Origin of the sequence: Colwellia sp. MB02u-10 (assembly GCF_014077185.1) — a bacterium.
GTDB lineage: Bacteria > Pseudomonadota > Gammaproteobacteria > Enterobacterales > Alteromonadaceae > Cognaticolwellia.
Genome location: NZ_JACGVK010000139.1, coordinates 1 through 24,498, shown reverse-complemented (window position 1 = coordinate 24,498; position 24,498 = coordinate 1). Strand labels below are relative to the sequence as shown.

The 24,498-nt window shown below is 39.7% G+C and carries 25 protein-coding genes; 24 read left to right on the top strand and 1 reads right to left on the bottom strand.

Annotation, left to right across the window (positions count from 1 at the left end; translation table 11 throughout):
• Window positions 1-87: 87 nt before the first annotated feature.
• The 13 genes from H4J59_RS17830 to H4J59_RS17775 all read left to right on the top strand — a co-directional run bounded on the left by H4J59_RS17830 (window position 88) and on the right by H4J59_RS17775 (window position 12,845).
• On the top strand, window positions 88-402 hold the full coding sequence (locus tag H4J59_RS17830; protein ID WP_182241337.1) for a DUF6776 family protein: 315 nt from the start codon (window positions 88-90) through the stop codon (window positions 400-402).
• 14 nt (window positions 403-416) lie between these two features.
• Window positions 417-482, top strand: a complete 66-nt coding sequence (locus tag H4J59_RS19890) for a hypothetical protein (protein WP_404852036.1) — start codon at window positions 417-419, stop codon at window positions 480-482.
• Window positions 483-618: 136 nt separating this feature from the next.
• Window positions 619-960 (top strand): iron-sulfur cluster insertion protein ErpA, encoded by a 342-nt coding sequence (gene erpA / locus H4J59_RS17825; protein ID WP_182191558.1) that lies wholly within the window; start codon window positions 619-621, stop codon window positions 958-960.
• 284 nt (window positions 961-1,244) lie between these two features.
• Window positions 1,245-2,654 carry a M20/M25/M40 family metallo-hydrolase gene (locus H4J59_RS17820; RefSeq protein WP_182241336.1) on the top strand — a complete coding sequence of 470 codons (1,410 nt, stop codon included), beginning with the start codon at window positions 1,245-1,247 and terminating at the stop codon, window positions 2,652-2,654.
• A gap of 461 nt (window positions 2,655-3,115) precedes the next feature.
• A complete protein-coding gene (locus H4J59_RS17815) occupies window positions 3,116-3,733 on the top strand; it encodes a tetratricopeptide repeat protein (protein ID WP_182241335.1) in 618 nt (205 codons plus the stop codon).
• Window positions 3,734-3,889: 156 nt separating this feature from the next.
• A complete protein-coding gene (gene rnr / locus H4J59_RS17810) occupies window positions 3,890-6,337 on the top strand; it encodes a ribonuclease R (protein WP_182241334.1) in 2,448 nt (815 codons plus the stop codon).
• Between the two features lie 137 nt (window positions 6,338-6,474).
• Window positions 6,475-7,233, top strand: a complete 759-nt coding sequence (gene rlmB, locus H4J59_RS17805; protein WP_182241333.1) for a 23S rRNA (guanosine(2251)-2'-O)-methyltransferase RlmB — start codon at window positions 6,475-6,477, stop codon at window positions 7,231-7,233.
• 82 nt (window positions 7,234-7,315) lie between these two features.
• Window positions 7,316-8,608, top strand: a complete 1,293-nt coding sequence (locus tag H4J59_RS17800; RefSeq protein ID WP_182241332.1) for a DUF945 family protein — start codon at window positions 7,316-7,318, stop codon at window positions 8,606-8,608.
• Window positions 8,609-8,864: 256 nt separating this feature from the next.
• The gene (gene rpsF, locus H4J59_RS17795) at window positions 8,865-9,308 is read left to right on the top strand and encodes a 30S ribosomal protein S6 (RefSeq protein WP_182241331.1); all 444 of its coding nucleotides are present in this window, start codon (window positions 8,865-8,867) and stop codon (window positions 9,306-9,308) included.
• Between the two features lie 7 nt (window positions 9,309-9,315).
• Entirely contained in the window at window positions 9,316-9,648 is a 333-nt protein-coding gene (gene priB, locus H4J59_RS17790; protein ID WP_404842473.1) for a primosomal replication protein N, read from the top strand.
• Window positions 9,649-9,712: 64 nt separating this feature from the next.
• Window positions 9,713-9,940 carry a 30S ribosomal protein S18 gene (gene rpsR / locus H4J59_RS17785; RefSeq protein ID WP_077283912.1) on the top strand — a complete coding sequence of 76 codons (228 nt, stop codon included), beginning with the start codon at window positions 9,713-9,715 and terminating at the stop codon, window positions 9,938-9,940.
• Window positions 9,941-9,960: 20 nt separating this feature from the next.
• Window positions 9,961-10,413, top strand: a complete 453-nt coding sequence (gene rplI / locus H4J59_RS17780; RefSeq protein ID WP_182241330.1) for a 50S ribosomal protein L9 — start codon at window positions 9,961-9,963, stop codon at window positions 10,411-10,413.
• A 581-nt stretch (window positions 10,414-10,994) separates the two neighbouring features.
• Window positions 10,995-12,845: an EAL domain-containing protein gene (locus tag H4J59_RS17775; RefSeq protein ID WP_182241329.1), complete on the top strand. Its 1,851-nt coding sequence runs from the start codon at window positions 10,995-10,997 to the stop codon at window positions 12,843-12,845.
• Here H4J59_RS17775 and H4J59_RS17770 read toward each other — a convergent pair.
• Window positions 12,799-13,743, bottom strand: coding sequence for a 1-aminocyclopropane-1-carboxylate deaminase/D-cysteine desulfhydrase (locus tag H4J59_RS17770; protein ID WP_182241328.1), 945 nt, complete (start codon window positions 13,741-13,743; stop codon window positions 12,799-12,801). The genes H4J59_RS17775 and H4J59_RS17770 overlap by 47 nt on opposite strands.
• Before the next feature lie 130 nt (window positions 13,744-13,873).
• Between H4J59_RS17770 and H4J59_RS17765 the strand changes: the two genes are divergently transcribed.
• The 11 genes from H4J59_RS17765 (at window position 13,874) to H4J59_RS19710 (ending at window position 24,465) form a co-directional block, all read left to right on the top strand.
• Window positions 13,874-14,773 carry an MSHA biogenesis protein MshI gene (locus H4J59_RS17765; RefSeq protein WP_182241327.1) on the top strand — a complete coding sequence of 300 codons (900 nt, stop codon included), beginning with the start codon at window positions 13,874-13,876 and terminating at the stop codon, window positions 14,771-14,773.
• Window position 14,774: 1 nt separating this feature from the next.
• A complete protein-coding gene (locus tag H4J59_RS17760; protein WP_182241326.1) occupies window positions 14,775-15,371 on the top strand; it encodes a PilN domain-containing protein in 597 nt (198 codons plus the stop codon).
• A gap of 3 nt (window positions 15,372-15,374) precedes the next feature.
• Window positions 15,375-16,073 (top strand): hypothetical protein, encoded by a 699-nt coding sequence (locus tag H4J59_RS17755; protein WP_182241325.1) that lies wholly within the window; start codon window positions 15,375-15,377, stop codon window positions 16,071-16,073.
• Window positions 16,066-16,389, top strand: a complete 324-nt coding sequence (locus tag H4J59_RS17750) for a hypothetical protein (protein ID WP_182241324.1) — start codon at window positions 16,066-16,068, stop codon at window positions 16,387-16,389. Before H4J59_RS17755 ends, H4J59_RS17750 begins: the two co-directional genes overlap by 8 nt.
• On the top strand, window positions 16,386-18,086 hold the full coding sequence (gene mshL, locus H4J59_RS17745) for a pilus (MSHA type) biogenesis protein MshL (RefSeq protein WP_259369590.1): 1,701 nt from the start codon (window positions 16,386-16,388) through the stop codon (window positions 18,084-18,086). The genes H4J59_RS17750 and mshL overlap by 4 nt, the downstream gene beginning before the upstream one ends.
• A gap of 11 nt (window positions 18,087-18,097) precedes the next feature.
• Entirely contained in the window at window positions 18,098-19,006 is a 909-nt protein-coding gene (locus H4J59_RS17740) for an ExeA family protein (RefSeq protein ID WP_182241323.1), read from the top strand.
• Window positions 19,003-20,115: a lipopolysaccharide assembly protein LapB gene (locus H4J59_RS17735; RefSeq protein ID WP_182241322.1), complete on the top strand. Its 1,113-nt coding sequence runs from the start codon at window positions 19,003-19,005 to the stop codon at window positions 20,113-20,115. Before H4J59_RS17740 ends, H4J59_RS17735 begins: the two co-directional genes overlap by 4 nt.
• A gap of 1 nt (window position 20,116) precedes the next feature.
• Window positions 20,117-21,832 (top strand): GspE/PulE family protein, encoded by a 1,716-nt coding sequence (locus H4J59_RS17730; protein WP_182241321.1) that lies wholly within the window; start codon window positions 20,117-20,119, stop codon window positions 21,830-21,832.
• An 11-nt stretch (window positions 21,833-21,843) separates the two neighbouring features.
• Window positions 21,844-23,082: a type II secretion system F family protein gene (locus H4J59_RS17725; RefSeq protein WP_182241320.1), complete on the top strand. Its 1,239-nt coding sequence runs from the start codon at window positions 21,844-21,846 to the stop codon at window positions 23,080-23,082.
• A 28-nt stretch (window positions 23,083-23,110) separates the two neighbouring features.
• Window positions 23,111-23,617: a hypothetical protein gene (locus H4J59_RS17720; protein WP_182241319.1), complete on the top strand. Its 507-nt coding sequence runs from the start codon at window positions 23,111-23,113 to the stop codon at window positions 23,615-23,617.
• 230 nt (window positions 23,618-23,847) lie between these two features.
• The gene (locus tag H4J59_RS19710) at window positions 23,848-24,465 is read left to right on the top strand and encodes a type II secretion system protein (protein WP_182241318.1); all 618 of its coding nucleotides are present in this window, start codon (window positions 23,848-23,850) and stop codon (window positions 24,463-24,465) included.
• Window positions 24,466-24,498: the final 33 nt, after the last annotated feature.

Here is a 24,498-nt window from a genome sequence, read left to right as displayed (position 1 = left end):
TAATAAACTAATAAGAGTAAAAAAATCAACATGTTATAATTTGATCTTGAAGTTGTACATATGGCAAGCGTACGCAGCCAATAAACTTTGAAATTGATCGAACAAGCGCACTTTCAAGTTAAAAAAGAACTCGCTTTTTATGAAAAAATCATGGCACTTGAGAAACAAGCAAATGGCCTAGTCATTGATGGAGTGACCTTAACAAAAAGCCAAAGTCCTGCTCATTACCGTTTTCAAGTGGTGTTGGTGCAACAAGTATTACGTAAGCGTTATGTGAAAGGTTTTATTGAGCTAACCATCATTGGCAGTTTAAATAATAAGCCCACTAGCATTGCCTTGTCTGAGCTGAGACACTCAACAAGGAAGAGCTATCTTTTAGCTTTCAATACTTTCAAATTATAAGTGGTGAGTTAATTTTGCCAGAAAACTTTGTCCCTGAAATCATCAATGTGGCAGCAATATTGCCAAAAAGCAGATGGTAAAAATATAATCGTATCAATCATAGTTATCCATGGCTGAAAAGTATTGATAATATTACGCAGAGTTCACCATAATACTTGACTAAAACAGTCAAGTTTAAGATAATTACTTTAGTTCATCCGTTTTAAGTTGAGTTATATGTCAAATACTGAATTACCTATTAAATTTTCCGATGCTGCAGCGACCAAAGTATTATCGTTGATCACGGAAGAAGAAAACCCAGACTTGAAATTGCGTGTCTACGTTACAGGCGGCGGCTGCTCAGGATTTCAGTATGGTTTTACCTTTGACGAAAAAGTCAATGACGGCGATATGACCATAGTCAAAAAAGGCGTTACCATGGTGATTGACCCCATGAGTTTACAGTATTTAGTCGACGGCGAAGTTGATTATACTGAAGGCTTGGAAGGCAGTCGTTTCTTGGTAAGCAACCCAAATGCTAGTACAACTTGTGGTTGTGGTTCTTCTTTCTCGATTTAATCACCATCGATTGTAAATAAAAGCCGACGAATGTCGGCTTTTTTGATCTTGGCTTAGCGAGAATTAAAAACCTAATATCACATCACTAACTTGTCTTTATAAAATAACAGGCTCTTTGTTTTGCGATTTAAAGGGCAGTTTATCTTTACACTTACCTGGGGTTTATTATTGGTGATATGGCCAAAATCAGGCGAAGTGATTGCAAGTTAATTACCTTTTATAGATACTTATACTAGGTTGATTAACGATACCATCAATAAAAAATAATTCAGTTAAGGAAACATATGATCCCAACAACAAAATTGATTGCCGGCACTTGTCTAGCCGTTTTAATGAGTGTGGGTAGTTTTACTACTAGTGCACAACAACTAAATACTGAGCAACAAGCGCAACTAAAGCAGTTAAAAACAACGGCATTGCAATCAGATTTATCCTACCAATTAATCGAGTCATTAACTACCGAAGTAGGTCATCGCATGATGGGCTCAACAGGGGATAAAAAATCGATAGTATGGGCGGTTAATAAAATGAAAGCTTTAGGCTTTGATAAAGTATGGACCGAAGAAGTCACCGGTAGCTACTGGTTACGTGGTGAGACAAAAGCACGTATTGTTGCACCGTATCCACATGATGTAGTCGTTTTAGCGCTTGGTGGCAGCATAGGTACGGCTAAAGAAGGTTTGACCGCTGAGGTAGCGCATTTTGAAACTTTTGCTGATTTAAAAGCGGCACCAGATAATAGCTTAAATGGCAAAATAGCCTTTGTTTCCTATCAAATGGAGCGTCATATCGACGGTAACGGCTATGGCCCTGCTGTAGCTACGCGCGTTAATGGCGCCGTTGTCGCTGCACAAAAAGGCGCTTCTGCTCTGGTGATGCGCTCAGTAGGAACAGACAACAACCGTACCGCTCATACCGGGGTTATGCGTTATAAAGATAAAGTTAAACAAATTCCTGCGGCCGCTTTATCAAATCCTGATGCTGATTTATTAGTGAACCAACTTAAGCGTGGCGAAGCCGTTAGTCTGTATTTGAACATGACGGCTAGAACTAAAGCTGAAGTGGTTGCAACGTCGGCCAATGTTATTGGCGAGTTTACCGGTAGTGAGTTTCCAGAAGAAATCGTCGCTTTAGGTGCTCATCTAGACAGTTGGGATGTAGGCACAGGTGCATTAGACGATGGCTTAGGTATCGGTATGGTCATGGCGGCAGCGCATCACATTGGGCAATTGCCTGAACGACCAAAACGCAGCATTAGGGTGATTTTATTCGCCGCTGAAGAAGTGGGCTTATTAGGCGCGAAGCAATATGTCAAAGATCATAAAGATGATATGGCGGCGCATGTTATTGGTGCTGAGTGGGATTTTGGTATAGGGCGTATATATAAAATGACCCCTGGTGTTGGTGCACAATCGCTCAATGCAATACGTGAATTAGCGCAATACTTGGCTCCAATGGGTGTAGCGCTTGCACCAGAGAATAATGCCAAAGGTCAGTCGGATATGAGTGCGTTAAGTGACGCAGGTATGCCAAGCATAGACTTTGCACCAGACGGTTCAAATTACTTTGATTATCACCATACTGAAAATGATACTTTGGACAAAGTTGAACCTGAAGCACTAAAGGTCAATACCGCCATTTATACTATGTATGCCTACTTTGCCGCACAAGCTATGGTGGACTTTAGAAAGTAAAGCATTGCAATTGTGCTAAGTTAGCCCTTGGGTAAATGAGGGCAGTTTTTGTTATAGCACAGGCAAATTGCAGTTTGGTATGTTCGATTGAATGCAAGGTTCAATTGAGTACAACTGCGGTTTGCCTTTTGTTAAATTTTATCAGTCTTCCCGTGATAAAAATTCGCTTATTTGATTGCGATCTACATCAAGGTCCTTAGCGTTAATCGCTTCAACCATTGGCGGATAAAAAGAGACTTCTATGTATTTATGTTGATATTTTATTTACTTGACGTCAAATCTGTTAAACCAGCTAAATAAGACATGTTAGTTGCCTACTTAAAAGTAACTTACTTTAAGTGTTAAAAAATACTATGAGTTGTTTACTAAGTTATTTATGCTAACGGCCGATATAAAGCATGACCTAACTTGAGTGACACCCTGAATCACACCTTGAATTACAAATTGTGCAAAGAGGCATTATGCAAAAACTACTTATCGCGATCTTATTGACAATAACTCATGTTATTAGCGCCTCTGCTGCTGAATTGAGGGCTGTGCAAATTTATAGTGATAACGTCTTGCTTGATTTAATAAAAGAAAACAAGCACTTAAGTCAAGTAGTTATTGATGATTGTCAATTGGTGCAAGATATTGAAGCGCGAGCGGTAAAGGCGCAAATGCCAGGGTATCAGTTCCTTTGGGGGGATATGCTTGCCTACGGTGTTTGCATAAAAAAAGATGTACCTTTGGGCTTACATTATATGCAAGCGGCAGCCGATCAGGGATTACCGGAAGCGTTAGAGCAAATGGGTCGCTATTATCATCTGGGTAAATTCGTACAAGTAGATATTAATCAAGCTATTACTTTTCTTAAAGAGTCAGCAGCATTGAATAACATAAAAGCACAGCTTAGATTAGCCGATATGTATTTAGCTGGTTATGGTAGCCCGTTGGATTTTCCTCAGCTATACACGCAATTACACCAATCAGTGACTGACGACAAAAAAACGCATAAAGTTATCGCTCAGCACTTAGCAAAGCTAACGGAAAAAATGCCTGAACGTGTAGTCAATGCCGCCAAAAATGGCAAATATTAAAGGCTCAAGTCGATAAACTGTACTTTTTTTAATGTTTAAAATTTTATCTTGCTAGGTTTTAACCACCTCAATACACAGCACAGCCTGCATATTGAAGTGGCTTGGGTATATAGTTAATCTACGATATACTAAACAAAAAACCATTATTGAATAAATGTGACCAAAAACGACCCGCACCAACAGCGAGAAGCTGACAAATATGACAAGCCAGTAGCGAGCCGTGAGCTGCTATTGTCTCTGATCGAAAAATCAAACATCCCACCGACGTTTAAAGCCCTTGTGAGTCAATTGCAATATACTGATGACGACATGGTAGTGGGAGTGAAACATCGATTACGTGCCATGGAAAACAGTGGTCAAATTGTCTTTAATAAATTTAAGCAATATGCCATAGCAAAGCGTAGTGATGTGTTAACCGGCAAAGTTATTGGTCATCGTGATGGTTTTGGCTTTTTTTCGCCCGACAATGGTGACAAAGATTTTTATATTTCTTCTTATGAAATGAAACGGGTTATCCATGGCGATATTGCGGAAGCGATATTACTTGATCGCAGCGATCGTAAAGGTCGTAAAGAAGTCAAAATACTCGATGTTATTAAACCTCGCACTGCCGGTGTTGTTGGGCGATTCTTTGTTGATCACCATATCGCGTGCGTGATCCCAGATGATGCTCGTATTCAACAAGAAATTCTGATCCAACCCGATAAAAAGTTAGGTGCTCGCCATGGCGAAGTCGTGGTGGTTAACATAATTCAAAGACCTACCAAGCGCTCGAACGCCGTTGGTGAAGTGATTGAAGTACTCGGTGAGCACATGGCACCAGGCATGGAAATTGAAATTGCCTTGCGTGAACACGACTTGCCGAGCCAGTTTTCTGCTGAAGTGATTGCCGAAGTCAGAGGTATTGCCGATGAAGTTGAAGAATCAGCAAAAACGCCAAGAGTTGATCTACGTGATTTACCTCTAGTGACCATAGATGGCGAAGACGCCCGAGATTTTGACGATGCGGTTTATTGCCACCCAAATGCCGATGGCGGCTGGACCTTATGGGTGGCTATAGCCGATGTTAGTTATTATGTGCGTCATAAAACCGCATTAGATGAAGAAGCTATTTCTCGTGGTAATTCGGTGTATTTTCCTAGCCAAGTTATTCCTATGTTGCCGGAAAAACTCTCTAATGGACTGTGTTCGTTAAACCCGGATGTTGATCGCCTTTGTATGGTTTGTGAAATGACCATCAGCGCAGCGGGAGATCTAGCAGGATCTAAGTTTTATCCTGCCGTGATGCGCTCTAAAGCGCGTTTCACTTATAGTAAAGTGGCGACTATTCTAGGGGTGAACCCAGAACAAAAAGATGAAGACTATCGCGCGGAATTACGCACACAATACCAGGCCTTGATTCCTGATTTAGAAAACCTCAATACCATGTATCACGTGCTAGCGGCCGCACGTACTAAGCGTGGCGCTATTGCCTTTGAAACCACAGAATCACAGTTTCTCTTTAACAGCGAGAGAAAAATAGAGTCTATTGTGGCTATGGTGCGTAATGACGCGCATAAAATCATTGAAGAGTGCATGATTTTAGCCAATGTTGCGACCGCAGAGTTTATTGAAAAACATAAAAAACCCGGTTTATTCCGTGTTCATGATAAGCCTAGCGAAGATAAATATAATAACTTTATCAGCTACGTAAACGAGCTAGGGCTTGATTTATCTTCGATGGGAGAAACCAAAGCACAACCTGAACCTATGGATTATTGCCATATTTTAGCGACAATAGCTGACCGACCTGATCAAGAGCTTATTCAAACTATGCTCTTGCGCTCAATGCGCCAAGCCGTTTATCAAAGTGAAAATATAGGTCATTTTGGTTTAGCATTGCCCTCGTACAGCCATTTTACTTCGCCGATACGTCGTTACCCAGATTTAGTTGTGCATCGTGTGATTAAAGCCATTTTAGATGAGCAAGCACAACATGAAGCCAATGCTGGCGCACACAGTTATACACCCGAAGCAGTCATCGAACTGGGTGAGCACTGCTCGATGACTGAACGCCGTGCTGATGACGCCACGCGTGATGTTTCTGATTGGCTAAAATGTGAATATATGCAAGATCATGTCGGCGATACTTTCACTGGTGTGATCTCAACGGTAACTAACTTTGGATTATTTGTTCGTTTAGCTGACCTACATATCGAAGGTTTAGTACATATTACCTCGCTAGGTCATGACTATTATCATTTTGATGATGTACGTATGTGCTTAACCGGTGAAAATACCGGCGCTAAGTATCACATCGGCGATACGGTAGAAGTAAAAGTTGCTGCAGTTAATCTTGATGAGAAAAAAATCGATTTAGCCTTAGCGGGTGAAAACGCCGTCACTAAACGTGCTAAACCGGCAGCAAAAGGTAAAAGCAGCGATAAGCATAAACGTGGCAAAGGCACTGCTGGCAAGCCCAAGGCAGAAGGTGAACAAGCTAAGCCAAATAAAAAGTCAGCTAAACCTGATGACAAAGCTAGTGACAAAACCACGACTAAAGCCAAAAAGCGCAAGGCAAGAAAAAAACGTCCTGGTAAAAATGCTCGTAAAACAACCGATTAGTCATGTATACCCAAAGCACTTGCTGAAATCTGCATATTCAAGTGGCTTGGGTATAGGTCTTAGCAGGTGGCTGTGTTAGCAAATGCAATGCAGACAAGCTTTTAAAGTAATTAATTAATAGAGAAAGAAATAAGTTTATGGCAAAGCAAGAAGAATTAGTATTTGGCATCCATGCGGTAAAAGCTTTGATTGAAAATGCACCTGAACGATTTATTGAGTTATGGCTACTCAAAGGTCGTGAAGACGATCGGTTGATGCCGATTATTAACTTAGCGCAACAATACGGTATACCTGCACAAATGGCGAGCCGTAAAGTACTAGATGATAAAAGTGAAGGTGATCAGCATCAAGGTGTTGTAGCACGTGTTAAACCAGGAAAAGTCTTCACTGAAGCCGATTTAGATGACATTCTTGCTGAGGCAGCAGGTAAAGAACAAGCACCATTTTTATTGATTTTAGATGGCGTGACTGACCCGCATAACTTAGGCGCATGTTTACGAAATGCTGATGCTGCAGGTGTGCAAGCGATTATTGTGCCCAAGGATAATGCCGCTCGCTTGAGTGCAATCGTACGCAAAGTCGCCGTTGGTGCAGCAGAAGCTGTACCCTTAGTACAAGTGACTAATTTATCAAGAACCATGAAAGCGTTACAACAAGCGGGTGTATGGATTATTGGCACAGCGGGTGAAACTGAGACTTGTCTTTATGATGTCAAACTGGCTGGGCCCATGGCCTTAGTGATGGGAGCAGAAGGTAAAGGCATGCGCCGTTTAACTCGCGAGAATTGCGATCAATTGGTTAAGCTACCTATGGCGGGTAGTGTTTCAAGCTTAAACGTATCTGTGGCAACCGGTATTTGTTTATTTGAAATCGTACGACAGCGTCTTGATAGTTAGGTTTTTATTTAGCTGTTATCATTGAAATAATTTTGTCACGTTAATACGGATTTTGTATTTAAAGGAATATAAGGGAAATAAAATGAAGAAAGCTCTATTTGCTGTCGGTGCACTTTTGTGTGTCGGAATAATTGCGCCAAAAGTGATCGGTAGTCTTGTTGAAAAAAAATATGAAGATATTACCAGTCGACTTGTTGAACATCCGTCAATTGAAATAACAGAACATAGTTTCACTAGCGATTGGTTTTCTGGTCAAGTGATCAACAAAATCAGATTTAAAGGCGTGGAATTCGATAATGTCGATATTATTGTTACCGAACAGCTTAACTTTGGTCCGCTAATTTTTTCGGATAATGAGTTTACGCTTGCATTAGCAAGTTCAGTTGCTGATGTTAACTTTGAAGTGACTAATCTAGATGAAAGTCAACAACAAGAAATTGCGATTTTCACTCAACAATTAAATGAAAAATTATCGATTTCATCTGTTGTCAGTTATGGCTTGAATTACACCACACATATAGTCTTAGAAGCCATTGAACTTGAACAAGACGGTAATCAAATTAATAGCGGTAGAATAGAAAGCGAGTTTACTCTTAGTGATGAGAAATATCTTGAAGGCTACATAAACTGGTCAGGTCTTGATTTCAATGGCTCTGAAATGAATGCGCATGTGTCTCCATTAACTGCAACATTTACTCAAGAAATTATTAGCGGTGACTTTTATACAGGTAATACATTAGCTGCAGGTGACTTTTCTATGCAACTGAGTAACATTAGCGCTCAAGATAGTATAGGCAATGAATTACTGAATATTGAAAACTTAATATTCATTGCTAACAGTGAAATTGAACAAGATCTAATGAATTTACATATTAAATACGGCGCAGAGCGCTTTAAAGGCGCAGGACAAGAACTTGAGAAGTTGAATCTGGATATCGCACTCAACAAGCTAGATCCTCAGGTGTTAATCGAACTGAATGATTTGGTAATGAAAATGCAGCAAGACCCTGAAAATACAGAAAGTTATAGTCAGCAGTTAACCATTTCAGCGACAAAACTTTTAGCAAATAATCCTGAGCTCAATATTAATGATTTTAGTCTGTTAACGCCTGAAGGAACCATTAAGTCGGATTTGCAATTAGTTGTTGATCATACGCTCTATGACCAAGCGAACCCAATGAGTATTATTGCCGCATTAAGAGCTGATGCGAAAGGCGTTGCACCGCTACCATTTTTTCAAAAAATGGGCTTAGAAGCTATGATCAATATGTATGTTGAGCAAGGTTTTATTATGAAGAAAGAAGCTGAACTGTCTTTTGCCGCTCAGTTTGCAGAAGGTCAATTAACTGTTAATGGTCAGGCTATAGCTTTATAGGCTTGTATTATCACATTTTACTGCTAAAAATAGATAAATTTAAATTTATTAAAAAATAGTCACTTATGTGGCTATTTTTTTGCCAGTACAAATTAATTTTACCTTAAGTACTCTATTTATCGTAAAAACTAGTGCTTGCCTTTGTTGCTTATTTTCCCTACAATACGCCTCCTTAATTCAGCCTGAACTTTTGTTCCTTGCCTCAACTGGTGTTGGCTGAGCCAGACAATGAGGCTACAACCGTAAGGAGCTCGTAATGCGTCATTACGAAATCGTATTTATGGTTCACCCTGATCAGAGTGAACAAGTACCAGCTATGATTCAGCGCTACAGTGACATCGTCACTAATGCTGAAGGCAAAATCCACCGTCTTGAAGACTGGGGCCGTCGCCAATTAGCTTATCCAATCAATAAATTACACAAAGCACACTATGTTTTAATTAACATTGAAGCGCCTCAAGTAGTTATTGATGAACTAGAAACTTCTTTCCGTTACAACGATGTAGTTATTCGTAACATGATTATGCGCACTAAAGACGCGGTTACTGAAGCTTCAGCTATGGCTGTTGCTAAAGAAGACCGTCGTGATGAGCGTCGCGAAGTGAAGAAAGAGGTTACTGAAGCACCAGCTACTGAAGCATCAGATGTTGAAGCACCAGTTGCTGAAGCACCAGCAGAAGAAGCTGCGAGCGAAGAATAAGTAACCTGTGACTAATTCTCTACCTATGAATAATAGCCAAGAGAATTGCTTGGTGTTGACCGGACAGGTGCTAAAAGTACCTAAAACGTCAACCAGCCCAGCGGGTATTCAACATTGTCAGTTTTCAATGGACCACAAGTCCATACAAAATGAGGCGGGCATGAACAGACAAGCGTTTGTTCGAATACAAGTTGTTGCAACAGGTAAAGTGTCACAACACTTAACTCGTGATTTAATTGAAGGCTGTAATGTTAGAGTGACTGGTTTTATAAACCGTCATGAATCTAGAAACGGAAATCCGCTTTTAGTATTACATGCCCAACAAATTGAAATGATTTAATTTAGGCTATTTTTATTTAACGGTGTTTTCACCTTAATAACTTAAGCCATATTAGGAGAAATCCATGTCTCGTTTTTTTAGACGTCGCAAGTTCTGCCGCTTTTCAGCGGAAGGTGCTGCTGCAATCGATTATAAAGATACAGCTGTACTAAAAAACTATATCACTGAAAGTGGTAAAATTGTTCCTAGCCGTATTACTGGTACAAGTGCTAAATATCAACGTCAACTTGGTCGTGCGATCAAGCGTGCTCGTTACTTAGCATTGTTACCATATACTGATTTACATAAGTAACCTAATAAGGGGTTTTGAAAATGGAAGTAATACTTCTTGATAAAATCGCCAAATTAGGCGGCCTTGGTGACAAGGTAACAGTTAAATCTGGTTACGCTCGTAACTTTTTATTACCTAAGGGTAGAGCTGTTTTTGCCTCTAAAGCAAACGTTGAGCACTTTGAAGCTCGTCGTGCTGACTTAGAGACTAAACTAGCTGAGCAACTAACTGCTGCACAAGCACGTGCGACTAAATTAACTGAATTAGCTGAAATCACTATCGCTTCTAAAGCCGGTGACGAAGGTAAATTATTTGGTTCAATTGGTACACGTGATATTGCTGATGCAATCACTGAAGCTGGTGTTAAAGTTGTTAAAGCTGAAGTACGTTTACCATTAGGTAGCATCCGTGAAACAGGTGAATTCGATATCGTAATTCACGTGCACAACGATGTAGATGCAACCATTAAAGTTGTTGTTATTGCTCAAGCTTAATTGCCTTAAGTAATTATCTATTGAAAACCCTGAGTTCGTTATGAATTCAGGGTTTTTTTATGTCTAAAACATTAGGTATTTATAAATAATACCATTAATTTTATTAATTAGGTGGTCTACTTTATACGCAGGAAAAATGGCCAAATATAAGGCATTTATTTTAATAACTAGTTGCTCTAATTATTAAATAAATAACGCAGTAGTGGGTTATTTTAACCAGTAAAAATGATCAGATAATTAGTGAGATTGGTATAAGCTACCCACAGTAGGTTTTCAATATACTGTTAGCAAGCAGTTTTATTACCATTAAAACAAAGCATTTAAAGAAAAATCATCAACAAAAATTAAAAAATATTGATTTTTTATGGTCTACAATTAATTTAATTAGCTTGATATAATATAAGGTATTAAAAGGACGTTGTTATACCAAGTATGGCGTTATAAAATCTATAAGTAGCAAAGCTACTGATTAAATTTTATGCTAGTATTGCCCCATTTTTTACATAAAAAGTAGAACACTTAATGCATCAAATTGATATTAAGTGACTCTTAAAAAATATTTATTTAGCAATGGAGTGCTTATGTTAGCAAAGGTTAAACTAATAGAACAACTGAAGATAAAATCCCTATTGATGATAATGGTAGTACTTTATCTATTGGTTTGTTTTTTTTCGGTGTTAGCGGTTTACCAAACGCAGAATAGCCAACACCATAGCCTAGAAGCATTAGCGCTCAATAACCAGCAATTAGAAAACCTTGCCAGTAAAACCGCTTTATTGCACAGAAGTTTTGCTCGATTAGCGCTGAACAAAGAAAGCAGTTCCCGTCAGTTAGCAATTACTAACAGTCGCTGGTATCTAAGTTTTCAACAGCCCATTTATCTAGTATTTACCTCGCCATTACACCTTTTTTTCACTCTGGTATTATTTGTCATTGGCTGGCTATTGCAAAAAAAACTACAGCGAGAGTTAGTTATCAAGCTTAAACCTTTACAGCAATTGGAACATTGGGCTAGTCTCACTCTAATGCAGGGTTCGGCTAATGTACTTGCTATTGATAACTCATCGCAAGAGATAGAAACTATTACCTTGGCAATTCGTCAATTACAGCAACAAATAAATGACAATACCGCTAATGATATTGCTTGGGATAAAAGTATTCGCGCCAGCGCTTTACTGGATCAAGAAACCCGTATTGGTAACCGAGCATTTTTCGATAATAGATTACAAGCCTTGCTTAAAGAGGAAGATGCCCAGGGGGCGGTGCTTTTGATCCAATTTAAAGAAATAGAGTTGGTACAAAACTTATACGGCTATCAGCAAGCCATGTCGCTTTTATTAACCCTTATTCAAGTCACTAAGCAAAGATTACAAGACCAGCCTGGCTATTTTCTTGCAAGGCACAGCGATGATGAGTTATCGCTGTTATTACCCAATGTTTTTATTAAGGATGTTGAGAAGTTAGCGGATCTATTGTTGAAAAAACTAGAAACTGTAGTGATGCCAGTTGGGAGCAATCAAGAAGAGTCTGTTCATATCGGTGTCAGTTATTTTGGTGCTGAGCATGTACCCTATCAAATAATGTCAGAAGCGGATATGGCGTTACGTGCTGCGCAGTTACAAGGGCCCTCTCAATGGTTTATGTTTGAAGCCGGTGAGTTGGCTGTAGTTAAAGCGAAAGGGTCATTAAAATGGCGCACCTTGCTCAATGCGGCGATCAACGGCAATGGTTTTGTCATTTTTTTTCAGTCTGTTATTGCTAGTGATAGTGCTAAAATTTTGCATCATGAAGTGCTATCAAAAATTAAAGATAAAAATGGCACTTTGATCAGTGCCCGTGTTTTCTTTCCCATGGCACAAAAATGTGGACTCATGGTGCAAATAGATTTACTCATCCTTGTACAAGTATGTCGTATGTTAACGGCAAAAAAAGCACAACAAAATAAGTGTAGTATTAATATTTCAATAGACTCGCTGTTATCAGCTGGGTTTGCGGAGAAATTTCTCTCAATATTGTGCAGTTTCCCTGAAGTCAAAGGCCAGCTAATGATTGAAATTAGCGAGTATCAGTTAGTTAATCATTTGTCAAAATTACAACTCACGTTAGCCACTTTAAGCACTGCAGGGGTGAAAATAATCGCTGACAAAGTGGGTCAATATGTCGTTAGTGCTCGCTATATTAACATCTATCCTATCTATGCGATGAAATTACATCGTAGTATTGTACTAGACATAGATAAAAAAATAGAAAACCAAGTATTTATTCAAAGTTTGAGAACCCTAGCCGCCGCCAAAAACATTCCGCTTTACGCCTTAGGAGTTGAAAAACCAGCCGAATGGCGTGCTTTACTGCAGCTTGGTGTAAAAGGTGGTCAAGGTCACTTTTTTACTGAGCCGGTGGCACAGGAAGCGCAGGCCACTGCGCTGGATTAAGTAAACCCCGTTCAAACATACCAGCTAGACCTTGCAAGCCACCTGTATGCAGCAGCACAATACGATGATATGCGGGGAAATAACCCGATTTGACAAGTTCAAGTAGTGCTAAAATCATCTTCCCTGAATAAACCGGTTCAAAATCAATACCGACTATGTCACTAAAATGGCGTATTTCTTCTGCATCTTGGGTACTAAACTTAGCGTATCCCCCCCGATGAAATTGATGCGCTATTCGCCAATTTTGCTGATCTTTATCGTTGGGTGGTAATAACGCCTTTACTTCATCTTCAAGATAACCTTGTTGTTTTAGTACCGCGATGCCTAGTAGATTATGTTGTGATTGGTCGCCAATAATAAGCCCTGCCAGCGTACCACCACTGCCGACCGGGGTTATTATAGTGTCAAATTCACTTTGTAGTTTTAGCTCATTAATCACTTCAGCAACACCCGTTAACGCGAGCGAATTACTGCCACCTTCAGGGATAATAAAGTGATTAGGGTATTGCTGCTGTAACCGTTTTAAGTAGCTTTCTTCAGAGCGCAGACGATAGGTTTTTCGATCGACAAAAGACAACTGCATGCCCCAATGCTTAGCCCAGGCTAGCGTATAATTGTCTTGATTGCGCTCTTCGCCACGAATAATGCCAATAACAGGCAGTTGCTGCAGTTGACAAGCGAACGCACAAGCATGAATGTGATTTGAAAAGCAACCGCCAAAAGTTATAACACCGTCAGCACCAATAGATTTTGCGTAGCGTAAATTGTATTTGAGTTTGCGCCATTTATTACCAGAAATAATGTGATGAATTTGATCATCACGCTTAACCTGTACGGCTATTTTATGCTGAGTAAAAATGGGATGAATAATAGATTGTAAAGATGATAAAGTAGGCATGAATTTTGCTTCTTATTGTTATATTATTTTGCATTTTAAGGCATAAAGTAATGAAAACACTTGCACCGAGAATAAAATTAGCCATAATAGCTTTTACGATTAAAGCTAAAAAAAATAATAATATCGCTTAATGTCAATTATTACACGTATAAAAAATGTTTTTTCAAAAGCAAAAACCACTGACTTGATTGGTGTAGCTTTGCGGCAGCAATCGATTAGTTATTTCGTTAGAAAAGCTAATGAAAGTAAATGTGAAGTTTTTGAAAATAAAGACAATTCAATTGCAAAAGCACTAAAGGCTTTGGTAAGTGTCGAACCCTTGCCAGGACAATGCCATTTAGTGTTGGCACACGTTCATTCGCAAATTGTACAAGTAGATAAGCCTAATGTGCCAGCTGCCGAAATAAAGGCTGCATTGAAATGGCAAATAAAAGACTTGGTCAGTATAGCACCTGAAAATATGATGTTGGATTACTTCGATGGCCCAACGTTAGCTGGGGGACATGAAAAAATTAATGTTGTTTGCGTAGCTAAAAATGATCTGATAGCGCTAGTCTCCATATTCAACGATGCACAACTCAACATAAATAGCATAACGATTGAAGAGTTTGCCTTTGCAAGCTTACTGCCATTGCAAGAAGACGCGGTGTTGTTTGTTTGCCAGCAGCCTAATGAAGAAATAAATCTTTTAATTGTTAAAAATGGCCAACTATTTTTCAGTCGACGCTTGCGTGGTTTTGCACAAATTGCCAATAAAAGTGAAGATGAATTAACTATGGGCATTATCGACTCTCTGAGTTTAGAGATTCAGCGTTCTACCGATTACTTTGAACGACAATTAAAACAAGCGCCAATCAAAATTATTGAAATTTTGCTACCCGTGGAAAAAGAAGCATTTTTAGCAAGTAAGTTGGCGGAGAACACCAATGTAGAGGTTAAATTGTTTGCCATGCCAGAGACATTAGAAAGTTTTCGAGGTAGCGCTGTCGCTATTGGCGCAACACAGTTAAATTTTATGGAGCCAAATTAAGGTGGCTAAACATTCAATAAACTTATTGCAGGCTGATCTGCAAACAGTGAAAGCATTATGGACACTCAACCGTGTTGTGGCACTATGGGGAACGACCCTAGTTGTTATGCTCGGATTAATTTTTATTGTTCAACTGCAAGTGAGTAACTTAACAACAGAATTTGCAACAGCAAAATTTTTCAATAGTCAGCAAAAACTACAGTTACAAAATTTAGAATCGGCCATTAGTAACAATCGCCAAGATAGTGAGTTACTAACGCAACTTAATACCATTAAGCTAGTCATTGCAAATAAACAGCATTTACACCAGCAATTGACCGATCCAACAAAAACCTATAGTGCCGGTTTCTCTACGGCTATGGAAGAATTGGCCGCGTTGCACGATAATAATATTAGCTTACAAAAAGTTAATATTGGTCATGGTAATATGACTTTTTCAGGTATTGCACGTACACCTGACGCCGTCCCTAATTGGTTGTCTGGCTTTGAATCATCAACATTTCTTTCAGGTCAGCGATTTATTAATTTTTCTTTAACGGAAAATGAACAAAAATTAACTGAGTTTGTGGTTAGCTCTGCACAAAGTAAAGGAGAGTAGCACATGACACAGTGGTTGGCTTACAGTGAGAAATTCAGTAATACCACACCACGTGAGCAATATTTAATTATTGCTAGCGGTTTAGTGGCAATAATTTTTATCTTGTATAGTTGGTTTTTGGATGAATCAATTCAACGTGTTGAGCAGCTTAATAAACAAGTAGTACAAACAGAGCAAAGCAATAAAAATAATCAGGATTCGATCCAAGTATTAGAGCAAGCATTAAGTGAAGACCCTAATGTTGCTTTGCGAAAACAGTTATTACAATACCAAGCTAAACTTGGCGGTATTGACCAGAGGTTGCTCACGTTAACCTCTGATTTAATTGACCCTATTCAAATGCGTTATGCCTTGATCAAGCTATTAAAGTTACAAAAAGGCGTTAAATTACTTTCATTTAAAGTGCTTCCCGCCAGTGCGGTAACACAAAGCAAAACTAATTTTGAAACTGATGAAATAGCAACCGCAACCGTCGGTGACATCAAGGCACAGACCCAGCAATTACAGTTATATCGTCATGGCATTAGCATTAAGCTGCAAGGGAAATATTTTCAGTTAAAAGACTATTTAATTCAACTAGAGCGTTTGTCTTGGACATTTTTCTGGCAAGAATTTGACTATCAACTAAAAGTCTATCCGGTAAGTGAGCTAGAAATTGAAATTTATAGCTTAAGCACAGCACAGGAGTTTATTGGTGTATAAAATTATACTCGTTGCATTACTGCTATCTTTGCCTCAATACGCAAATAGTCAACAGGTTGATCCCACTAAGCCTTTTGGTGCAGTAGCCGCAGCATCAACTAATAGTAGCAAAAAGAGCATAACGTTAGTTTTGCAGTCAGTTATCAAAAATAATAACAACAAAAAAGCGATTATTAACGGTCAAGTACTTAATGTCGGTGATAAATATAAAGGCTTTGCATTGATTGCAATCAATGCCAATGGGGTGGTATTAGATTCGCCACAAGGTAGAATGGAATTATCATTATTTTCCAGTGTCATAGCGAACTCACAATGAAAAAAGCATATAAAAATAAAAAGCAGCCAATGAAATTGTTATGTTGTTCAGCAGTACTGGTACTGGTGGGTTGTCAGTCAGCGCCAAAACCGCCAACAGATGTAACACAAACATTAGACAAAGCGATTGCGGCAACGACTAAGCCACTGCAAACTGTACCAAACTCTGTTCGTCAAGAGCTTATGCAAAAAGAAACTCAACAAGCTCGTCATGGCTTATTATCAGAAAAACGTCTAGAAATTGCCGCCAGTGGCGTTGCCGCTCAGCAGTTTTTAGCCGCTATTGTTGACGATTCACCTTATAGTATTGCCGTTCATCCTGACGTTAGTGGTACCATCACCCTGAACTTAAAAAATGTCACCTTAGATGAAACTCTTGACGTGATTGAGTCACTCTATGGCTATGATATTCGCCGTGAAGGGCGTGTTATTCAAGTGTATCCGGCGGGTATTCGCACTGAAACTATTCCATTAGATTATTTATATGTGAAACGCAGCGGTATCTCTAGTACTAGCGTCAACTCTGGTGGTGTTTCTGGCAATGATTCCAGTAGTGGTAATTCAAGTGGTGGCAGTAATAACAGTAATAACAGTAATAGCGGCAACAGCGGTAGCAATAGTGGAAGTAACGGTGGCAATAACAGTAATCAAAACGGCAGCACTAGTAGTGGTGTAAATATTTATACTGAAAATGAATCTGATTTTTGGTCTGAATTAAAAGTAACATTAAGCGCGTTGGTTGGCAGTGAAAATGGTCGTTCTGTGATTGTATCTCCCCAAGCAGGGCTGATTACGATTAAAGCCATGCCTGCTGAGATAACCGCAGTTAAACGCTTTATTGCAAGTACCGAAGAGCATTTACGCCGTCAGGTCATTATTGAAGCGAAAATAATGGAAGTTACCTTAAATGACGACTATCAACAAGGCGTAAAGTGGGATCAAGTGCTAGGGCACATTGAAAGCACTAATCTTGATTTTTCAACAACGGGCAATATTGCAGGTAATGCTATTGCCTCGGCCATTGGTGGTGTAACAAACTTAAGCTTCCTCAATAAAGACTTTAGTGGCGTGATTGAATTATTATCTACACAAGGTAATGTGCAGGTACTTTCTAGCCCGAGAATTACCGCCACAAACAATCAAAAAGCGATCATCAAAGTCGGTGAAGATGAGTATTTTGTTACCGATGTTTCCAGCACAACCACCACAGGTACTTCAACCACAACGACACCTGAAATTGATTTAACACCTTTCTTTTCAGGTATTGCTCTTGATGTAACGCCGCAAATTGATGCTAATGGTGAAGTTATTCTCCATGTTCATCCATCGGTCACCATCACGGCTGAGCAAACAAAAACTATCCGTTTAAGTGATGAAGATATTATCTTACCACTGGCACAAAGCAGTGTGCGTGAATCTGATACCATTATTCGCGCTAAATCAGGTGAAATTGTTGTTATTGGTGGTCTGATTGAAACCCGTAAAGTTGACTTAGAGTCTAAAACGCCTTTCTTTGGTGATATCCCAATTGTTGGCGCATTATTTAAGAGCAAAAGTGAATCGGTGCAAAAGAAAGAATTGGTTATTTTGCTTAAACCGATTGTTATTGGCCAAGACACTTGGAAGAATCAATTACAAGATGCACGGGCTTTATTAAAACAGTGGTTTCCTGAAGATGCGGATGCAGCTAGAAATTAAGTTATAACTCTATGTATTTTTATCATTTTGGCTTAAGGGAGTTACCCTTTACCCTGACCCCAAATACCAATTTTTATTTAGGCTTAGAGTCTCACAACGAGGCACTAGCCGTGCTGTTTACCGCGCTCAAAACCGGTGAAGGTTTTATTAAAGTGGTTGGTGAAGTGGGTACAGGTAAAACCTTAATATGCCGCAAATTGTTAAATGAAATACCGGATAATTTTGTTACCGCTTATATTCCCAATCCCTATTTAGAGCCTGATGAGTTACGCCGTGCGGTAGCGGTAGAATTAGGTGTTCAACAGGCACAAAGTATGTCGGTGCAGCTGTTAACTCAACGTATTCAGCAACGATTATTAGAGCTAAACAGTCAAGGTAATTCAGTGGTACTGATTCTCGATGAAGCACAAGCACTACCTGGTGAGAGTCTTGAGGCATTGCGCTTATTTACCAATATAGAAACCGAAACCCGCAAATTATTACAAGTGGTTTTATTTGCTCAGCCAGAGTTAGATGAAAGATTGGCTGAAAAAGCCTTTCGGCAATTGAAACAACGTATTACATTTTCTTATAAATTGCGCCCGCTGAATACATTAGAGGTAGAACACTATATTCAACATCGATTACAAGTAGCGGGCCATAACAGCGCCCCTTTATTTAGTCGGGCTTTGGCAAAAAAAGTGGCTAAGGTCAGTGGGGGGGTTCCAAGGCTAGTTAACATTATTTGCCATAAAATGCTGATGCTTGCTTATGGCGAAGGTCGTTATCAACTCACCAATAAACATTTAAGCCGAGCCATAGAAGACACTGAAGGTATGCAAAACAAAACATCAGGAAAATTTTATCTCATTAGCTTATTAATTGTGACCGTTTTGGCTGGCTTATACTTTTCGTGGGATATTTTGGGGACCTTGTTATGAGTGTCATTAACCAAATGTTAAAAGATTTAGATAAGCGCCAAAGCGAGCAGCAAAATGCGGCTAATCTAGCGGTTTCTGGGCCAACAAAAAACTCAAATACTAAGCTGATTATAGTCATAGTTACTGCGATTATTATGTTGAATGTGGCGGGCATATTTGGCTGGCAACTTTACAGTGAAAACCAGCAATTAAGAATGCAAGTACAGCAAGAAACGATGAGGCTGGCCAGAGAACAAAATTTAGCCGAAAGCAAGAAGAATAAAATATCTGCCACAAAGCTAACAGAAGCACAAATGCCAATAGCTATTGTGGCATCAAGCTTGCCAAGCCGAAGCGCTAAAGATAACAGTGCTTTGGCGAGTAATCTCCAGCAACAAAATGAAAATAAAGCCGACAGTATAGCTGGGAAAATGATAGAAAATAATGCCGTGGCTGTAAAACCTTCGCAGCTTCAAGTTGAGGATAATAGCATTATACCTGAGCCGGTTAATGAAGCGCTTAAAGCTAAGTCAAGTTTAACTATTTCCCGCACACAATTATCACCACAAGCCTTGGCAGCGAACAAAATTTCTGAAGCTGAGCATGCCATGGAACGCAATAATCTAGCTAAAGCTGAAGCCTTATTTGAAGAAGTGCTGCTCGTTATGCCTGAGCATGAAACCGCACGTAAACAGTTGGCGGCGTTATGGTACGGTAAAAAATCTTATCGAGATGCGATTAACCTGTTGTCGCAAGGTATTGCATTAGCACCGCCAGCACAAGAAATGCGTTTAATGAGTGCTCGGATTTACTACGAACAAGGTCAAACAAGGCAAGCATACAAGATATTACGGCCAATAAAAGCCAGTAATAGTGCCGAGATACAAACACTATTAGCTAACACCTCGGCAGAACTGAATGAGCATAACAGTGCTGTTACCGCTTATCGAAAATTAATAACATTAGATCCTGATGTAGGTCGATGGTGGTTAGGCGTTGCAGTTTCATTGGATGCTTTGGGCAATTTTTTGCCTGCAAGAGACGCTTATAAGCAAGCAATAGCACGCAATAATTTATCTAGCAGTGCGATGCAATTTGCTCGAGAACGCCTGATAGAGTTAGGAGAATAATATGGCAGCACCTAAATTAAAAATGCGTTTGGGCGATTTATTGGTTTACGAAAATATTATCAGTAATGAGCAACTGATGGAGGCGCTAAGCAGCCAAAAAACCAGTGGCCGAAAATTGGGTGGTGCTTTAATTGAGCTTGGCCATATTAACGAACGACAACTACTAGAATTTTTTGCCCAACAACTTGATGTACCTTTTTTAGATATAAGCCAACATAGAATTCCAGCTGAAGTGGCCATATTGTTGCCTGAGGTGCACGCACGGCGTCTACGCGCCATTGTTATTGAAGACCAAGGTGACTCTGTGCTAATTGGCATGAGCGATCCTGCTGATTTAAGTGCCCTTGACCAACTAGAGCAAATGTTAGCACCAAAACGTTTAAAACTGGCTGTGGTGATGGAGTCGCAACTCTTCAATGCCTTTGACGGTTTATATCGACGCACCGCTGATATAGAGTCTTTCGCGAGTCAATTAGAGGAAGAATATGATCAAAGTAATAACTTTGATATGTCAAACAATTTCCTTGAAGAAGGCGGTGATGCAACCGTTGGCAAGTTATTACAGTCAGTGTTTGAAGATGCGGTGCAAATGCGCGCCTCTGATATTCATATCGAACCAGATGAAAACGCTCTGCGCATTCGCCAGCGTATTGATGGTGTGCTGCAAGAAAGTATCTTAAAAGAAAATAAAATTGCCTCTGCCATGGTCTTACGCTTAAAACTCATGGCCGGCTTAGACATCTCAGAAAAACGTTTACCACAAGATGGTCGTTTTAATTTAAAAATTAATGGCCATAATATCGATGTGCGTATGTCAACTATGCCAGTGCAATACGGTGAGTCTGTTGTTATGCGTTTACTTGATCAGTCAGCGGGTTTACTGTCGCTCGATGAAACCGGTATGCCAGAAGACTTTGTTAAACGTATTCGTCATCAAATTTCACGACCACACGGCATGGTGCTGGTTACTGGCCCAACCGGTAGTGGTAAAACCACAACCTTGTATGCGGCATTAAGTGAACTTAATAAAGCCAGTAAGAAGATTATCACAGCAGAAGACCCGGTAGAATATCGCTTACCGCGTGTTAATCAGGTACAAATTAACAGTAAAATTAATCTGACCTTTTCCACTGTATTACGTACCGCCTTACGACAAGATCCTGATATTCTTATGGTGGGTGAGATGCGCGATCAAGAAACGGTAGAAATTGGCTTACGAGGTGCATTAACCGGTCACTTAGTGTTATCAACACTACATACCAATGATGCCATCACCAGTGCTTTACGTCTTTTAGATATGGGTGCGGCAGGATTTTTAGTCGGCAGTTCGCTGCGCGCTATCATCGCCCAGCGCTTAGTACGTAAAGTGTGTGAAAGTTGCCGTCAAGCTTATCAACCCGAACAACAAGAAATCATGTGGTTGTCTCATCTGGTTGACGAGGATATTAATGCTCTTAAGTTTAGCCATGGTCGAGGTTGTCAAACCTGCCAATACACGGGTTATAAAGGCCGTATTGGTGTTTTTGAGTTATTAGAAATGAATGAGCCCATGATGGCGGCTTTAAAGCGTGATGACCCCGAAGCTTTCACCCAAGCCGCTAAACAACATCCAGGGTTTAGGCCTTTAGCATTAGCCGCCTTCGACTACGCTAAACTGGGTGTCACCAGTGTTGAAGAAGTACTGCGTTTAGTAGAAACCGTTGATGTCACAGGATAAGTTATAATATTATGCCCGCATTTAATTATATTGGCCGAGATGCCAACGGTAGCCAAGTCAAGGGTGATATTGAAGCGGCAAACTCTGCTCTGGTGGCAGAGCAATTGTCTCGCAAGCGTATTACTCCCATATCAATAGAAATGGCAAAACGGCCTAATACCGCTGTTGCTAGTAAAGATATTAATATCGAGGATTTATTAGGGCTTAATCAAGTTACCCTTGATGATGTGATTGTTTTTTGTCGACAAATGTATGCCTTGGTCAGATCAGGTGTCCCTATTTTAAGAGCCATTAAAGGTATGGCTGAATCGAGTACCTCAGTAAAGTTAAAGTCAGCGTTAATTGATATTTCAGCACAATTAGAAGGTGGCTTTCCCCTGTCGACTAGCTTGCACAAACACCCAAAAATATTTAATCCTTTATTTGTCTCATTGATCCATGTTGGCGAAAATACCGGTAATCTCGACGAAGCATTTTTAAAGCTTGCTGGCTATTTTGAGCGCGAGCAAGAAACTCGAAAACGTATTAAAACCGCCTTACGTTATCCCAGCTTTGTGTTAATTGCCTTAGTGGCTGCTTTAGTTATTTTAAATATTTTCGTTATCCCCACGTTTGCCAATATGTTCGCCAAACTAGGCGCTGATTTACCTTGGGCAACAATAATGCTTATTGCTAGCTCAAGCTTTTTTCTCAATTATTGGCCACATATGCTAATAGCCAGTATTGCGGGCATTTTTTTACTGAAACGTTATTTAGCTACACCGGATGGCATGTATGTCTGGGATAAACGCAAATTAAAATTGCCGATTGTTGGCAGCGTTATTGAACGCTCAATTTTGTCACGTTTTGCCCACAGTTTTTCTATTATATTGCGTGCGGGTGTACCCATGACAACCGGATTAACCTTAGTGGCTGACGCGGTTGACAATACTTATATGCGCAATAAAATTCTGGCGATGCGCAGCAGTATTGAAAGTGGTGAAAGTTTGTTACGTTCATCGGCGAGCAGTGGCTTATTTACCCCGTTGGTACTGCAAATGGTTGCCGTTGGTGAGGAAACAGGCCGAGTTGATGAGTTATTAGCCGAAGTGGGTGATTACTATGAGCGAGAGGTAGATTACGAACTAAGTACCTTAACCGCACGTATTGAGCCTATTTTAATCGCCATAGTTGCTGCCATGGTGTTAGTACTAGCCTTAGGTATATTTACCCCAATGTGGAATATGATGTCAGCCTTTCAAGGCAAGTAAGTTTATTTGTTATTAGGATGCAAAGATCATGTCATCATTACAAGTGGCTCAAAAAAGTGAAAAGTCATTAACCGAAATTTTAGTGATGGTGGTGCTCGTCGCGGTATTAATGGCGAGTTTTATTTTTTACTTTTTTAAACAGCAAGGGCAAATAAGCCAGGCCGGATTTTCATCAATAGCGCAAGTTTTTTCCGCGCGAGTCAATGGTATTCGTGGTCAATGGTTTATGGATTTAAAGCCGCGTTTTGTTAGCCTTGCCAGTAACCAAGTTCAACCTGATGGTGGTTTTCTAATGCAAGTGCCAGTGAATAAATTGGGTTGGGTCGATAGCCATGATGACGCTTTGTTGTGTCAAATGATTTGGCACTACGTTATGGAAGCACCTTTGTTGTATATGAGGGTTCCTATTAGTGCTGTTTTGGTTGAGCAGCAAAAGCAAGTGCTGCCATATTGTCAATATAGTTTACCCAGTGGTGAGTATTTCACTTATCAGCGCCATAACGGTAAAGTTAGTGAAATCAAATTGGCATATTAAATGCATGTAAATAGCTATTAAAGAGCAAGTTTTGTAGCCTTTAATAAGCATTTAGAGCATAATGTGAATAAGTCAGTTACATTGTTGATATTTAGTTGTTAAAGTGAGCGTAAAATAGTTAAGATAATCAAGTCTATATTGTGATTACGTTAAAAGAATCAAGTCTATATTATTATTAATAGAGCGTTAATAAAACATTTAAAATGTCAAGAAAACGTCAAGAGGTGGTTATGAATAAGCAGTCAGGTTTTACCCTTATAGAATTAGTTATTGTGGTGGTGATCTTAGGCTTTTTGGCGGTTACCGCAATTCCTAAATTCCTCGACTTAACGGATCAAGCTAAGCAAGCCAATATTGAAGGTATGGCCGGCGGTTTCGCCACAGCAGTTTCATTGGCGCGTGCTCAATGGGAGGCTGAAGGTCGTCCAAAAGATGCTACCAGCCAAAATATCGTGGATTATGATGGCACAGATTTAATATTGACTACAGAAACAGCTGATATTCGTCCTGGTTATGTGGTGTCTTCAGTTGCGGGTCAAAATAATGGCGCAGCATTAGACGGTAACTTTACCAAGGCAAACTGCGTGGATATATGGCAAAGTATTTTTCAACAGCCGCCGCGTTTAACTGACACGATTAGCACATTAAACAGTGACAGTACCCTAGATTACCTAGCGGTCAAGTCAGGTACGGGAGTAACAACCTTATGCCATTTTTATTTGAAAGAAACCTTAAATAAAGATGCCAACAATGACTTTGCTGATCCCGGTGCTTCAACTAGCACAGGTAACAGTTTTACTTACCAACCAGCTGATAGTTCAGTGGTTGTTTATATTAACGATAATTAATTAACAATAATTAATTAACAACAACAATTAATT

What these genes read in the sequence shown, in the direction of transcription:
- rpsR (WP_077283912.1), top strand. Translation starts at nt 9,713, where the DNA reads ATGTCTCGTTTTTTTAGACGTCGCAAGTTCTGCCGCTTTTCAGCGGAA.
- mshL (WP_259369590.1), top strand. Translation starts at nt 16,386, where the DNA reads ATGAAAAAAGCATATAAAAATAAAAAGCAGCCAATGAAATTGTTATGT.
- H4J59_RS17775 (WP_182241329.1), top strand. Translation starts at nt 10,995, where the DNA reads ATGTTAGCAAAGGTTAAACTAATAGAACAACTGAAGATAAAATCCCTA.
- H4J59_RS17735 (WP_182241322.1), top strand. Translation starts at nt 19,003, where the DNA reads ATGAGTGTCATTAACCAAATGTTAAAAGATTTAGATAAGCGCCAAAGC.
- rlmB (WP_182241333.1), top strand. Translation starts at nt 6,475, where the DNA reads ATGGCAAAGCAAGAAGAATTAGTATTTGGCATCCATGCGGTAAAAGCT.
- rpsF (WP_182241331.1), top strand. Translation starts at nt 8,865, where the DNA reads ATGCGTCATTACGAAATCGTATTTATGGTTCACCCTGATCAGAGTGAA.
- H4J59_RS17815 (WP_182241335.1), top strand. Translation starts at nt 3,116, where the DNA reads ATGCAAAAACTACTTATCGCGATCTTATTGACAATAACTCATGTTATT.
- H4J59_RS17720 (WP_182241319.1), top strand. Translation starts at nt 23,111, where the DNA reads ATGTCATCATTACAAGTGGCTCAAAAAAGTGAAAAGTCATTAACCGAA.
- rplI (WP_182241330.1), top strand. Translation starts at nt 9,961, where the DNA reads ATGGAAGTAATACTTCTTGATAAAATCGCCAAATTAGGCGGCCTTGGT.
- H4J59_RS17800 (WP_182241332.1), top strand. Translation starts at nt 7,316, where the DNA reads ATGAAGAAAGCTCTATTTGCTGTCGGTGCACTTTTGTGTGTCGGAATA.
- H4J59_RS17740 (WP_182241323.1), top strand. Translation starts at nt 18,098, where the DNA reads ATGTATTTTTATCATTTTGGCTTAAGGGAGTTACCCTTTACCCTGACC.
- erpA (WP_182191558.1), top strand. Translation starts at nt 619, where the DNA reads ATGTCAAATACTGAATTACCTATTAAATTTTCCGATGCTGCAGCGACC.
- H4J59_RS17820 (WP_182241336.1), top strand. Translation starts at nt 1,245, where the DNA reads ATGATCCCAACAACAAAATTGATTGCCGGCACTTGTCTAGCCGTTTTA.
- H4J59_RS17730 (WP_182241321.1), top strand. Translation starts at nt 20,117, where the DNA reads ATGGCAGCACCTAAATTAAAAATGCGTTTGGGCGATTTATTGGTTTAC.
- H4J59_RS17755 (WP_182241325.1), top strand. Translation starts at nt 15,375, where the DNA reads ATGACACAGTGGTTGGCTTACAGTGAGAAATTCAGTAATACCACACCA.
- H4J59_RS19710 (WP_182241318.1), top strand. Translation starts at nt 23,848, where the DNA reads ATGAATAAGCAGTCAGGTTTTACCCTTATAGAATTAGTTATTGTGGTG.
- H4J59_RS17725 (WP_182241320.1), top strand. Translation starts at nt 21,844, where the DNA reads ATGCCCGCATTTAATTATATTGGCCGAGATGCCAACGGTAGCCAAGTC.
- H4J59_RS17765 (WP_182241327.1), top strand. Translation starts at nt 13,874, where the DNA reads ATGTCAATTATTACACGTATAAAAAATGTTTTTTCAAAAGCAAAAACC.
- H4J59_RS17770 (WP_182241328.1), bottom strand. Translation starts at nt 13,743, where the DNA reads ATGCCTACTTTATCATCTTTACAATCTATTATTCATCCCATTTTTACT.